We start from the raw sequence: 13,354 nt of genomic DNA, 5'->3' as shown, positions 1-13,354 counted from the left end.
GCGGACAAGCGCTATCGATGAAACCTGGAAAAGCATTTCCCAATCGACACAAGCTAAAGCGCTGCGACCCAAAGCTACCGGTGTGCATTTGGGCGATGTTCTCAAGCCCGCGCTGCGCTGCCAGTCTGCCTAGACTGAAGGCCGACTCTTTTTACCGAGAATGGCATGAACCCCTCAAACCCAGAATCCTACGTCCACCGCCGTACCTGCCCGCTGTGCGAAGGGATGTGCGGCCTGAAGGTCACCGTGGCCGATCAGCAGGTGATCAGCATCCGGCCCGATTTCGACAACGCCTTCAGCCGGGGCCACATCTGCCCCAAGGGCACGACGCTGGGCGCGCTGCACCACGACCCGGACCGCCTGCGCCGGCCGATGGTGCGCGACGGCAGTGAGTGGCGTGAAGTCTCATGGGAAGCCGCCTTCGAGCGCATCGAGGAACTGGCCGCCGGCGTGCGCGAGCGGCATGGCCAGCAGGCCTTTGCCTTCTATAGCGGCAACATGAGCAAGGGCGGCTTTGACACCAGCCGCTACACCGCCATGCTGGTGCGCCAGGGCCGTTTTGCGCACCGCTATTCGTCCAGCAGCGTGGACCAGCTGCCCAAGAACGTCACCAACTTCCTGATGTATGGCGACATGTGGAAGATGCCGATTCCGGATGTGGACCGCACCGACCTGTTCGTCATCTTCGGCGGCAACCCGGCGGCGTCCAAGGGCAGCATCTTTTCGCACCCGGATGCCATGGGCGCGATCAAGGCCCTGCGCGCGCGCGGCGGCCGCGTCATCGTGGTTGATCCGGTGCGCACCGGCACCGCGCAGGTGGCGGACCAGTGGATATCGATTCGTCCTGGCGGCGACGCCGCCCTGATGCTGGCCGTTGTGAATGTGCTGTTTGCGGAAGGCCGTGTGCGGCTCAAGCAGCTGGAAGGACGGGTCAACGGCCTGGAAGCATTGCGCGCGGCGGCGCAGGCTTACTCGCCCGAGCGCGCATCGGCCTTTTGCGGCGTACCGGCGGACGTCATCGTCCAGCTGGCGCGAGAGATTTCCGATGCGCCCAGTGCCGCCGTCTATGGCCGCATCGGCACTTGCACCCAGGAGTTCGGCACGCTGGCGTCGTGGCTGGTGGATGTGGTGGGCGCGCTGACCGGCAACCTGGATGCGGTGGGCGGCACGCTGTGGAGCACGCAGGTGGCGCCGCACCTGTCGTTGAACCCGCCGTACCCGCCCGGCGCGCCGCTGCACGGCAAGCTGGTACGCACGCGCGGCGTGCCTTCTGTGCTGGGCCAGGTGCCGGCATCGTCCCTGGCCGAGGAAATCGACACGCCGGGTCCGGGGCAGGTGAGGGCGTTGGTCACCATGGGCAGCAACCCGGTGCTGTCCGCGCCAGGCTCGGCCCGGCTGGACGCGGCCCTGCCGCTGCTCGAATGCATGGTCAGCATCGACCTGTACCGCAATGAGACCACGCGCCATGCGCACGTGATCTTGCCGGCCCTGTCACCGCTGGAGCAGCCGCACTGGGACGTGTATGCCTGGCCGTTTTCGCTGAGCATCGGCGGGCATTACTCGCCCACCCTGTTCGAGCCCGAAGACCGTCCGCCCGAGTGGGAAGTGCTCACGCGCCTGGGGGCCATCATGGGCGGCAATCCGACAGCCGACCTAGATGCGCTGGATGACGAGTATTTCGGCGGCATGTGTGACCAGACCGGTATCCCGCGCGAAGCCGCCTTGGCGGCGCTGCCGGAGCACGGCGGCGCCCGCGTGCTTGACTTGTGCATTCGCGGCGGGCCGTTTGGCGAGCGCTTCGGCCAGAATCCGGGCGGGCTGACGCTGCAGACGTTCATCGATCAGCCGGACGGCATCATTCTCGGCATGGCCGGGCCGCAGGGCGACGCGGCATTGACCACGCCTTCCGGCCGCATCGAGCTGGCGCCGGCGCATGTGCTGGCCGACCTGCCCCGGCTGGAGCAGGCGATGGCCGCCGAGCCGCCCGCGCTGGTGCTGGTGAGCCGGCGCCATTTGCGTTCCTTGAATTCGTGGATGCACAACGTGGACGCGCTGGTGCGCGGCAAGGACCGCTGCACCCTGCATATACACACGCAGGATGCCCAGCGGCTCGGCATCACCGCCTCGGACACAGTCGAGGTCAAAAGCGAAAGCGGCGCGGTGCAGGTGGCCGTCGAGGTCACCGACGACATTCGCCCCGGGGTGGTGTCGCTGCCGCACGGCTGGGGCCATGGCGCGCCGGGCGCCCAGACCCGCGTGGCCGCGCAGCATGCAGGCATCAACATCAACCTGCTGAGTCCCGGCCCCTTTGTCGATGCGGCCTCGGGCAATGCGGTGCTCAACGGCATTCCGGTCAGCGTCACGCGGCTCGTCGATGCTTCCAGCGTTTTATCGACATCGCTGGCGGCACACAGCCAGCGCAGCGCCGATAAAGTGGCTGGATGACCGCAACCGCTCCTCCTGACGTACCGCACGAAGCCAGGTCCTTTTGCCGCATGTGCATCGCCGCCTGCGGCGTGGTGCTGACCGTTGACCAAGGCCGCATCATTGGTATCCGGGGTGACCGCGACCACCCGATCAGCAAGGGCTACGCCTGCTTCAAGGGACTGCAGGCGGTAGACGCCCACCATGGCGCGTCGCGCCAGCTGCACACGCTGCAGCGCGCTGCGGATGGCGCGATGCAGCGCGTGGGCACCGATGCGGCGCTGGACGACATCGCGGCGCGGCTGGCTGCCATCATCGCGCGCGATGGTCCCGATGCGGTGGCGCTGTTTCGCGGCACCGCGGCCTTTCACAACTCGACGGCTTTCCGGATGCATGGCGAGTTTTTGCGGGCGCTGGGTTCCTCGTCGCTCTACACCACGCTGACCATCGACCAGTCGGCCAAGTACATCGCGGCCGGCCGGCTCGGTTCGTGGCATGCCGGCCAAGTGCATGTGGACGATACCGAAGTCTTGCTGGTGTTCGGCTGCAACCCGCTGGTGTCGCATTCGGCCGGCGGCATGCTGGTCAGCGACCCGACACGGCGCTTGAAAGCGGCGCGGGCGCGTGGCCTCAAGATCATCGTCGTCGATCCGCGCCAGACCGAAACGGCGCACCATGCCGACATCTTCCTGCAGCCGCTGCCCGGCCAGGACCATGTGATTGCCGCCGGGCTGCTGCGCCTGATCCTGGAATCAAGCAGGCACGATGCGGCGTTCTGCGCCCAGCATGTCGAGGGTGTGGAGGCGCTGCGACGCGCTGTCGATCCATTCACCCCGGAGGAAGTTGCCAAACGCGCCGGCATTGACGCCGGGGCCTTGCGGGCGGCCGCAGACATGTTCGCGCTGGCCTCGCGGCGCGGCGCGGTGATCACCGGCACCGGCACCAGCATGGCGCCGCGCTCGAACCTGGCCGAGCACCTGATCCAGTGCCTGGACGTGGTCTGCGGCCATTTCAAGCGGGCAGGCGAGCCCATGCCGCACCACGACCCGCTGCAGCCGCCCGTCACCTGGCATGCCGACGTGGTGGCGCCGACCCGGCCCTGGGATAAGTTACCCCCAAGCCGTATTTGCGGCGTCGGCCACCTCTACGGCGAAAAGCTCACGGCCACGCTGGCCGACGAAATCCTGACGCCGGGGCCGGGGCAGATCAAGGCGCTGATCGTCGATGGGGCCAACATCGCCAACTCGGTGCCCGACAAGGCGCGCATGCTCGCAGCGCTGCGCTCACTGGAGCTGCTGGTGGTCATCGACCCTCACCTCAGCACCACCGCCGAAGAAGCGCACTATGTGTTCTCGCCCAAGCTGCAGTACGAGCGCGATGACCTGCCGCTGACGCTGGGCAAGTCGCTGTACCCCGACGCCTGGACGCAGTTCGCGCCAGCGGCCATCGCGCCGCCGGCAGGCAGCGACGTGATCGACGACTGGCAGGTGTTCTTCGCGCTGGCCCGGCGGCTCGGCTTGAAGATGCAGTACGGCGGCCAGCCGCTGGCGCTGGACCGGCTGCCTAGTTCCGAGGAATTGCTGGCGCTCGGTCTGGAAAAGGCGACGGTCACTCTGGAGGCTATCAAGCAGAGTCCCGGCGCTGTCTGGGATCGGCGCGACCCGCCCGCCACCGTGCAGCCAGCGCGGCCGCAGGCCGGCCGTTTCGCCGTGGCGCCGCCCGACGTGGTGGCGGAACTGGCCGAAGTCGCCGCCCAGTCGCCGCCGGAGCCTGCAACGGATGACATGGCCAAAGCCGCTTTTCACCTGATCGTGCGCCGCATGCGCGACGTGAACGGCTCCATCGGCATGGAGACTGAAAGCATCCGCCAGCGCAACCCCTACAACCCGCTGCACATGAACCCGGCCGACTTGGTGCGCTTGGGCCTGGCCGCCGGCCAGCGGGTGCATATCCGCGCCCAGTACGGCGAGATTGTCGCCATCGTCAAGCTTGACGCCACGCTGCGCGGCGGCGTCGTGTCGATGAGCCACAACTGGGGCCGCGCCGACAACGAGCCCGCCAGCTACGAACGCCACGGCGCATCGACCAACCTGCTGGTGCGCAATGACCGGGTGTTCGAATCCATCAACGCCATGCCGCGCATGTCCGCCATTCCCGTGACGACTCAAGCTTTTTAACGAAGGAAACCCAGTATGGAAAGATTGAAAGACAAGGTCGCCTGCATCACCGGCGCCGGCAGCGGCATTGGCCGCGCCACCGCGCTGCGCTTTGCCAGCGAAGGCGCGCGCGTGCTGGTCACCGACCTGCGCGGTGACGCAGCCGAGGCCGTGGTGCGCGAGATCGAGGCGGCAGGCGGCAAGGCGCTGGCGATGGCCGTCGATGTCGCCCAGGAAGACCAGCTCGCGGCGATGATCGCCCTAACGGTGTCGCACTTCGGCCGCATCGACGTTCTCTACAACAACGCCGTCAACACCTCAGGCAAAGGCAAGGCCGACAAGGACTTTCTGGCCTTTGACAGCGAGCGTTTCTTCGATGTGGTGCGGGTCAATGTGCTGGGCGGCGTGCTGGCCAGCAAGATGGCGATTCCGCACATGCTGCGCCAGGGCGGCGGTTCGATTTTGTTCACGTCTTCCACCAGTTCGCTCGGCGGGGACGTGGCGCAGTTCAGCTACGGCGGCTCCAAGGCGATGGTGAACTGGTATGTACAGACCATCGCCGCCACCTTCGGCAAGCAGGGCATCCGCTGCAACGCCATCCTGCCCGGCGTGATCCAGACGCCGGCGCAGCAGGCCTGGGCGAATGCGGAAATGGACGCGGCTTTTCTCGACCTGCACAACGTGCCGCGTCTCGGGCAACCGGAGGACATCGCCGCGCTGGCGCTGTTCCTTGCCTCGGATGAATCAGCCTACATCAACGGCACCCTGATGCGTTCGGACGGCGGCATGAGCTGCGCCGTGCCCTATGTGCAGGTGGTGCGCAATTTATTAAAACCAAAGGAAGCTTGACCATGGGACAGAAACAGGAAGCCATCGTTCGCGAATTTTTATCCGCCTGGGGCGACGGCGAACGCGTGCCCGATATTGAAAAAATCGCCTCGATGTTCGCACCCGATGGCCAATGGGAGCTGTACATCCCGGGCGGGCCGGTGATCCGTGGCCGCGACGCCATTCGCGCCGAGATCCATCGCCAGCTTGGCTATGTGTCGTTTCCCCATTGCGGCACTATCCACATGGTTTCCAACGACCACATGGTGGCCACGGAGCGCCTTGACCTGTTCATCCGCAATGGCAAGACGGTGCGCCATGCGCTGATGGCAATTTTCGAACTCGATGATGACGGACTCATCACCGCCTGGCGCGAGTATTTCGACACCTACGACCTGTCGCGCCAGACCGGGGCTGATCCCGCGCGGCTGTCGGGGCTGGAAGCGGCACAGGCCTGATTCATTGGTCGCGGGAGGGGCGCTGATCGTTTTATTTTTTAGTCGAATCGGCCTGTGGCGCTTTCTCCGGTTGCACTGAATGCCATGGAATTTTTAGTCTGATGTTCTCTTCGCGGGCTGGCTGGCCAGGAACCGCCCGACGGCGACCCGGCTGTCTGGGTTCCTGAGCTTCGCTTCTGGCAACCTGCGCGGTTCAAGACAGCCACGCCCGGTATCCATCAATAAATCATGGCGCTACAGGTTCGATAGCTGCTTACGCCCTCTGGTATTGCGCTAGAGGCAATTTTTATTGAAAAATGCCTGCCTCCGAGCCCGAATCCGTCTCCCAAGAGTCCCGTTCTGCCTGGCCTGCGCTGCCCCTGGAAAAGGGGGCGAGTCCGAACTCGCCTGCGGCTCAGTCAATCGCTCGCCCCGATTCCGCTTTCCCGAGGCTGCCATGGCGCCGTGCTCGATGCCGTTCAAACGCCATTTTATTTTTACGTGAGACAGAAAGTCGTTTTTTGAACACATCTAAGTAGAAACGTGAATAAGCAAAATAAATTTTTAATACAGAATTCAATTCGGATTGCAGAATTCACTTACTGTGGAAATTAGCCAGAAGTCATTAAATACGAACGAGGCGGCTTGAGTTCACAGCATTGAAATGAATTGTGCATGGCGCGAGGGGGGAAATAAGGAAGACAACACAGGGCGAACGCACTGGCTTTGAGGGCCTGCGCTGCGGCCTGGCAAAACCACCACAGGATGGAGAAGGATGATGAAGATGACCCGGAAATACAAACCAGCCCAGGCGCTGTTCGCTCGAAAAACACTGGTCGTTGCAGTGGCTGTCGCCTGTAGCTCGGCGGCCATGGCCATTGAAATTGATTCTGGTAACGAGGATGTGAAAATCCGCTGGGACAACACGGTCCGCTACAACTTGGGCATGCGCATGGATGCGCAGGATGCGCGTATTCTAGCCAACCCCTCCTACGATGAGTCCGATTCCAAGTTCAATAAGCATGACATCGTGACCAACAGGATCGACCTACTCAGCGAGGTCGACGTGAACTACAAGAAGCGTTTCGGCGCCCGTGTCAGCGGCTCCGCCTGGTATGACAAGGCCTATGACGATCACAGCGTCAGATCGCCTGCAGGACGTCAAACCAGCTACTTCAACGATCAGTACAACGCCAAGGTTTCTCGCTATGTGAATGGCCCGTCAGCCGAGTTTCTTGATGCATTTGTCTGGAGCAATTTCAACCTTGGCGTAGTGCCGGTCAATGTCAAGCTGGGCCAGCATTCTTTGTATTGGGGCGAAGGCTTGCTGCTGGGCGCCCATTCAGTGGCTTATTCGCAAGCTCCCATTGATGGCCAAAAGGCGGTCTCAAGCCCAGGCATCGAGACCAAGGAAGTGTTTTTGCCCGTTAACCAGCTGTCGTTCAAGGCGCAGCTCACCAGCGACCTGACCATTGCCGGCCAGTACGCACTGGACTGGAAGCCGACCCGCGCGCCCAACAGCGGCACCTACCTGAGCAATGGCGACACCACGCCGGACATTGACAGACTTGGACTCACGCCTACTTTTAGCGCCAGGAACGTAGGCGCTGTTGAGCCTAAAAAACGTGGCAGCAACTGGGGCTTGAGTGCGCGCTTGAATGTGGAGCCGATCAACAGCACTGTGGGCTTGTACCACCGTCAATTCAACGATTACAACCCAGGCGCTGTCGAGTTCACCAGCTTCACCCGGCTGGTGCCGGGTAACGTAGCGACCACCGTACCCGCGACCTTCCGTTTTAACTATCAGCCTGATGTGAAAATTACCGGTGTCAGTCTGGCGCGTGCCATTGGCCCTGTCAGCTTCGGCTCGGAGCTGTCATTGCGCAAAAACGGCGCGCTCGTCGGCACCGGCATCAGTTCGCTGGACAAGCAAGGTCCGCGCGGCAACACGCTGCACGCCGTCGCCAGCGGTATTTATTTGTTGCCCAAGACGGCGCTGTGGGACACAGGCAGTGTGATTGGCGAGTTGGCCTACAGCCGCTTGCAAAGCGTCACCGCCAACGAAAGCCTCTACAGAGGCGTGGGCACGGCCAATTGCAGAAACCTGCAAACGCCTGGCGTGGCCGGATCAGGGGACAAGTCCGACGGTTGCGCGACCAAGGATTTCTTGCAAATGGCGGTCAACTTCACACCGCAGTACCTGGGAATTTTCCCTTCCTGGGACCTGGATCTGCCCATGACGCTCAACTACGGCATTCGGGGCAACGCGCCGTCAGTCGGGGGCGGTGCTGAAGGCGTGCTTTCCTGGTCGGTGGGCGCCAAAATGACTTACCAGGTCAAGCATGAGTTTTCGCTGCGCTACTCAGACGTCAGGGCGCCAGCCAAGTACAACGTAGCGGGCAACACGCTCATTGGCGGCACCGGAAGCGCCGCCAGCGGCACCGACCGCGCCTGGCTGGTTTTCACCTACAAGACCTCGTTCTAACCACATCCACCGGAGACTGAACCATGAAATTCAAGCAAACACTCATCGCCACCGCGCTGGCCCTCCTGGCTGCGCCCGGCTTTGCCGCCGTCAGCGCCGAAGAGGCTAAAAAGCTCGGCACCACGCTGACCGAATTCGGTGGCATCAAGGCCGGCAATGCTGAGGGAACCATCCCGGCGTACACCGGCGGCATCGCATCGCCACCCGCCGACTTCAAGGCCGACAGCGGCGCGTGGACCGATCCGTTCAAGGCCGACAAGCCCGTGCTGCGCATAGACTCCAAGAACATGAAGGAGCATGCGGCCAAGCTCAGCGAAGGCCAGATGCACCTGATGAAGCTCAACCCGAGCTACTACATGGACATCTATCCCACCCGCCGTTCAGCGACTTATCCGGACAAGGTGCTCAAGGCCAACGTGCGCAATGCGACCACCTGCAAGCTGACCAAGGACGGCCTGGCTGTAGAGACCCTTTGCCGGGGCGGCCTGCCGTTCCCCATTCCCAAGACTGGTCAGGAAGTGATGTGGAACCAGTCCCTGCGCTACCAGGGTGAGACGGCGATCACCACCTCGTCATCCCGTTCCTGGGTCGTTGACTCGGCGGGCAAGCCGACCATGACGGCGCAGCAGCAGACCTTGACCGACGGTGTCTGGTATCAGACCGACATGGAAGACCGGGATCCCACCATGGCCTGGCGCGTCTATTCCGTCACCACGGCACCGGCACGCCGGGCCGGCGAGGCGACCGGCCTGGTGGATTACATCGATCCGGTGGACAAGCCGCGCCGCGCCTGGAGCTACACCCCGGGTCAGCGCCGCGTCAAGCAGTCGCCCGAGTTCGCTTATGACACGCCGGTGGCCAGCATGGGCGGTGTGACGCTGTTCGACGAACTGTTCGTGTTCTCGGGCAAGATGGACCGGTTTGACTTCAAGCTCAACGGCATGAAAGAAATGTACCTGCCGTACAACTCCTACAGGAACGTGTTCGAGTGCCCGGCACCCGAAATGGCGCTGCTGCCCAAGTTTGCCAATCCGGCCTGCGAGCGCTGGGAACTGCACCGCGTGTGGGTCGTCGAAGCCACGCTCAAGCCCGGCATGCGCCACGCCTACTCCAAGCGCATCTACTACTTTGACGAAGACATGACCGGCGCGGCCAACTACGACGCCTACGACCAGAGCGGCCAGCTCTACCGGACGATGTTCAACGGCATGATCAACCTGTACGACAAGAAATTGCCATGGGCGGTTCGCCAGGTCATCTATGACTTCAACAAGGGCATGTATGCCTACACCAATGACGTCACCGTTGGCGGCTACCAGATTTCGGCCAAGGCCAAGACGGAACGCGAGCTGAACCCCGAGGCCATCGTGGCCCGCGAGACGGCAAGGTGATCCAGGCCACTGTCAGGACAGGCAAGATGATCATGCGATGCCGCCCCCTGCTGGCCAGCTTGCTCGTTGCAAGCACTGCGCTCACCATCGGCGCAGTGCCCGCAAACATGGGAGCGAGCCTGCCTGATCCGCTCGACTTCCCGACGCAACCTTCGGCATTCGCCAGCAAGGGCCTGACCACCGGCATTGCGCGGCAGGACGACCGGCTGATCGCCGTCGGGCCGCGCGGCCTGATCCTGGTGTCCAGCGACGCGGCGGGCACCTGGCAACAGGTGCCCAGCCCGGTCAGCTCGGACCTGGTGTCGGTCCGGTTCACCGGACCGGGCCAGGCCTGGGCGGTCGGCCATGATGCGGTCGCGCTGCACAGCACCGACGGCGGTGCCAGCTGGCAAAAAGTGCTGGACGGACGCTCGGTGCTGACGCTGCTGCGCAGCACCTACACCGCCCGTGCCAAGGCAGGCAGTGCCGAGGCCGAGGCGTTGCTGCCTGAAATCGAGCGTTCGGTGGGGCAGTCCGCCACGCCGGATGTGCTGCCGTCGCCTTTTCTGGATGTCTGGTTTGCCGACGCCAATGAAGGTTACCTGATCGGCGCGTTCGGCCTCATCCTGCGCACCACCGACGGTGGCAAGCAGTGGGAACCGTGGATCGAGCACCTGGACAATCCGCGCGGCTTTCACCTGTATGCCGTCACGGGCGAAGGTGACCGGCGCTACATCGCCGGCGAGCAAGGGCTGCTGCTGCGCCTGGACGCGGCAAGCAGTCGTTTCGTGAAAGTGGAAACCCCGTACGCCGGAACCTACTTTGGCCTGAACCTGAGTGGCCCGCGCCTCCTGGCTTTTGGCCTGCGCGGCAACGCCTACGTGCAGCCCGGCCCTGAGGCCGCCTGGAACAAGATCGAAACCGGCGTTGACGCCCATATCGTCGCCGCCGTCAACCTGAGCGATGCGCAACTGATGCTGGTGTCGCAAGCCGGCCATGTGATGGCGGTTTCGCCTGACATGCGCACGACCACCCTGCTGAAGACCCCTGTCATGGGCGAGGTGCTGGGCGCTGTCGCCAGCGGCCCCCGGCGTATCGCGCTGGCACGGCTGAACGGTGTTGGCACGGTGGAGATCGGCGATGCTGCTGCCTCCGAACTGCCCATCCGCTGACACGACCATGAAAGAGACACTGCTATGAGCGGCCACGCTGGAAACCCCGCCATGCCCGTGATACGGGACTTGCGCGACTTCGACCCGCGTTCCGGCAACCTGCTGGAACGCTTCATTTTCAACAACCGCGCGCCCGTGCTGCTGGTTTGCCTCGTCGCGACCCTGATCCTGGGGTTCTTTGCGACCCGGCTCGATGTCAACGCCAGCTTCGAGCGGATGATGCCGTCCTCCAGCCCGTACATCAAGAACTACCTGGCCAACAAGTCCGAGTTGCCGGGGCTGGGCAACACCATCCGCATCGTCGTCGAGAACAAGACCGGCGACATTTACAACGCTGAGTACCTTGAGACGCTGCGCCAGATCAACGACAAGCTTTACCTGGTTCCCGGGGTTGACCGCTCCTGGATGAAGTCGCTCTGGATGCCGATCGTGCGCTGGCGCCAGGTGACGGAGGAAGGCATCACCGGCGGCGCCGTGATGCCGGCCGACTACAGCGGCACGCCTGCATCCATCGACAAGCTGCGCACCAATATTTCCAAGGCCGGCATTGTCGGCAGCCTGGTGGCGAACGACCTCAAGTCCACCATGATCGTCACGCCGCTGCTGGACATCCATCCGCAAACCGGCGCGCCGCTGAACTATGGCGAATTTTCCAAGACGCTGGAACGCGACATCCGCTCGTTCGAGAGCGATAAGGTGGGCGTCTATATCGTGGGCTTTGGCAAGATCGTCGGCGACCTGATCGACGGCCTGTACAAGGTGATGCTGTTTTTTGGCGTTTCCGTCGCGGTGGCGGCCGTGTTTGTCTATTTGTACACCCGCTGCTTGCGCAGCACGGTGCTGCTGGTGACGGCGGCGGTAGCTGGGGTGATCTGGCTGCTCGGTCTGATGCACCTGCTGGGCTACGACCTGGACCCGTACTCCATCCTCGTGCCCTTCCTGATTTTTGCCATCGGGCTGTCGCACGGCGCGCAGAAGATGAACGGCATCCTGCAGGACGTGGGGCGCGGCACGCACAAATACATTGCCGCACGCTACACCTTTCGCCGCCTGTTCATGGCGGGGCTAACCGCCCTGTTGACCAACATTGTCGGCTTCGCAGTGCTGATCATCATTGACATTCCGGTGATCCGTGACCTGGCGATCACGACCAGCATCGGCATCACGGTATTGATCTTCACCAAGCTGGTGCTGATCCCGGTCACGCTGTCCTATATCGGCGTCAGTCCTGCCGCCGCACGGCGGGCGCTGGTGGACGACAGCAACGTCGAGCAGGGCCGCGGCATGCTGGCCAAGCTGTGGCAAGGGCTGGACCGGCTCACTGAACGCAAGGGCGCAATCATCACGATTGCGCTGACCGTCGTGCTGACCGCGGTCAGCGGCTGGGTGATGATGGACCTGCGCATTGGCGACCTTGACCCGGGCGCGCCCGAGTTGCGTGCCGATTCGCGTTACAACCAGGACAGCGCCTTCGTCACGAAAAATTACGGCCTGTCCAGCGACCAGTTCGTCGTCATCATGAAAACCGATGAAGACGGCTGCCGCTACTACAAGTCGCTGCAACTGATGGACCGCCTGGCGCTGGAGCTGCGCCAGACGCCTGGCGTGCAGGCCACCCATTCGATGGCCGACATGACCCGTTTCATCACCGCCGGCCTGTCGGAAGGCAGCGGCAAGTGGCTGACGATCAGCCGCGACCAGGCGATTACCAATGCAGCGGTGTCCGCCGCCATGATCAACTCGCCCGACATCACGAACCAGAATTGCTCGGTCTCACCGCTGATCGCCTACCTGAGCGACCACAAGGCGGACACGCTGGCACGCGTGCTCAAGGTCAGCGAAGATTTTGCCGCGCGCTACAACTCGCCTGAAGGGGCCAAGCAGCCGACGCGCTTTTTGCTCGCGGCGGGCAGTGCCGGCATCGAGGCAGCCACCAACATCGAGGTGGAGCGCGGCATCATCAAGATGTACCTGGCGGTCTATGGCGCGACCGCCTTGCTCTGCCTGCTGACCTTCCGAAGCTGGCGCGCCACGGTGGTCGCCATGATTCCGCTGATCATCACAACGATTCTTTGCAAGGCCTTGATGGTGTGGCTAGGTATCGGCCTGAAGGTGGCGACCTTGCCGGTGATTGCCGTCGGCGTGGGCGTGGGGGTTGATTACGCGCTTTACCTGCTGAGCGTGCAGATCGCCATGCAGCGCCAGGGCGCCACCCTGAAGCAGGCCTATCGCCGCTCGCTGGACTTTACCGGCCGCGTCGTGGCGCTGGTCGGCATGACGATGGCCGCCGGCGTGATCACCTGGGCCTGGTCGCCGATCAAGTTCCAGGCCGACATGGGCATCTTGCTCAGCTTCATGTTCCTGTGGAACATGGTCGGCGCGCTGGTGCTGATTCCGGCGCTGTCGCACTTCCTGCTCAATCCCAAGCCCCAGCAGGTCACGGCTGGTTTGAAGCCGTCCCTGGCTGCCTGAACCTATTTCT

Annotated in this window: 8 protein-coding genes; all 8 read left to right on the top strand. The window is 63.3% G+C overall.

All coding sequences use genetic code 11. The annotated features are described in order from the left end of the window. Window positions 1-165 precede the first annotated feature (165 nt). The 8 genes from IV091_RS04985 to IV091_RS04950 all read left to right on the top strand — a co-directional run bounded on the left by IV091_RS04985 (window position 166) and on the right by IV091_RS04950 (window position 13,344). Window positions 166-2,445 (top strand): molybdopterin-dependent oxidoreductase, encoded by a 2,280-nt coding sequence (locus IV091_RS04985; protein WP_293465950.1) that lies wholly within the window; start codon window positions 166-168, stop codon window positions 2,443-2,445. Continuing rightward, a complete protein-coding gene (locus tag IV091_RS04980) occupies window positions 2,442-4,601 on the top strand; it encodes a molybdopterin-dependent oxidoreductase (protein ID WP_293465948.1) in 2,160 nt (719 codons plus the stop codon). The genes IV091_RS04985 and IV091_RS04980 overlap by 4 nt, the downstream gene beginning before the upstream one ends. A gap of 15 nt (window positions 4,602-4,616) precedes the next feature. Next, entirely contained in the window at window positions 4,617-5,429 is an 813-nt protein-coding gene (locus tag IV091_RS04975; protein WP_293465946.1) for a glucose 1-dehydrogenase, read from the top strand. Between the two features lie 2 nt (window positions 5,430-5,431). Further along, complete coding sequence (locus IV091_RS04970) at window positions 5,432-5,866, top strand: limonene-1,2-epoxide hydrolase family protein (protein WP_293465944.1); 435 nt, start codon at window positions 5,432-5,434, stop codon at window positions 5,864-5,866. A 763-nt stretch (window positions 5,867-6,629) separates the two neighbouring features. Further along, complete coding sequence (locus tag IV091_RS04965; RefSeq protein ID WP_293465941.1) at window positions 6,630-8,330, top strand: DUF1302 family protein; 1,701 nt, start codon at window positions 6,630-6,632, stop codon at window positions 8,328-8,330. Between the two features lie 23 nt (window positions 8,331-8,353). Beyond that, window positions 8,354-9,721 carry a DUF1329 domain-containing protein gene (locus IV091_RS04960; protein ID WP_293465938.1) on the top strand — a complete coding sequence of 456 codons (1,368 nt, stop codon included), beginning with the start codon at window positions 8,354-8,356 and terminating at the stop codon, window positions 9,719-9,721. Window positions 9,722-9,753: 32 nt separating this feature from the next. Next, a complete protein-coding gene (locus IV091_RS04955) occupies window positions 9,754-10,872 on the top strand; it encodes a YCF48-related protein (protein ID WP_293465935.1) in 1,119 nt (372 codons plus the stop codon). A 24-nt stretch (window positions 10,873-10,896) separates the two neighbouring features. Next, on the top strand, window positions 10,897-13,344 hold the full coding sequence (locus tag IV091_RS04950) for an MMPL family transporter (RefSeq protein WP_293465932.1): 2,448 nt from the start codon (window positions 10,897-10,899) through the stop codon (window positions 13,342-13,344). The last annotated feature ends 10 nt before the right edge of the window (window positions 13,345-13,354 follow it).

This window comes from Polaromonas sp., from assembly GCF_018780625.1.
GTDB lineage: Bacteria > Pseudomonadota > Gammaproteobacteria > Burkholderiales > Burkholderiaceae_C > Polaromonas.
The sequence above is the reverse complement of the archived record's forward strand: the minus strand, read 5'-3'. Positions and strand labels throughout refer to the sequence as shown.

What these genes read in the sequence shown, in the direction of transcription:
- IV091_RS04955 (WP_293465935.1), top strand. Translation starts at nt 9,754, where the DNA reads ATGCGATGCCGCCCCCTGCTGGCCAGCTTGCTCGTTGCAAGCACTGCG.
- IV091_RS04975 (WP_293465946.1), top strand. Translation starts at nt 4,617, where the DNA reads ATGGAAAGATTGAAAGACAAGGTCGCCTGCATCACCGGCGCCGGCAGC.
- IV091_RS04970 (WP_293465944.1), top strand. Translation starts at nt 5,432, where the DNA reads ATGGGACAGAAACAGGAAGCCATCGTTCGCGAATTTTTATCCGCCTGG.
- IV091_RS04980 (WP_293465948.1), top strand. Translation starts at nt 2,442, where the DNA reads ATGACCGCAACCGCTCCTCCTGACGTACCGCACGAAGCCAGGTCCTTT.
- IV091_RS04950 (WP_293465932.1), top strand. Translation starts at nt 10,897, where the DNA reads ATGAGCGGCCACGCTGGAAACCCCGCCATGCCCGTGATACGGGACTTG.
- IV091_RS04985 (WP_293465950.1), top strand. Translation starts at nt 166, where the DNA reads ATGAACCCCTCAAACCCAGAATCCTACGTCCACCGCCGTACCTGCCCG.
- IV091_RS04960 (WP_293465938.1), top strand. Translation starts at nt 8,354, where the DNA reads ATGAAATTCAAGCAAACACTCATCGCCACCGCGCTGGCCCTCCTGGCT.
- IV091_RS04965 (WP_293465941.1), top strand. Translation starts at nt 6,630, where the DNA reads ATGACCCGGAAATACAAACCAGCCCAGGCGCTGTTCGCTCGAAAAACA.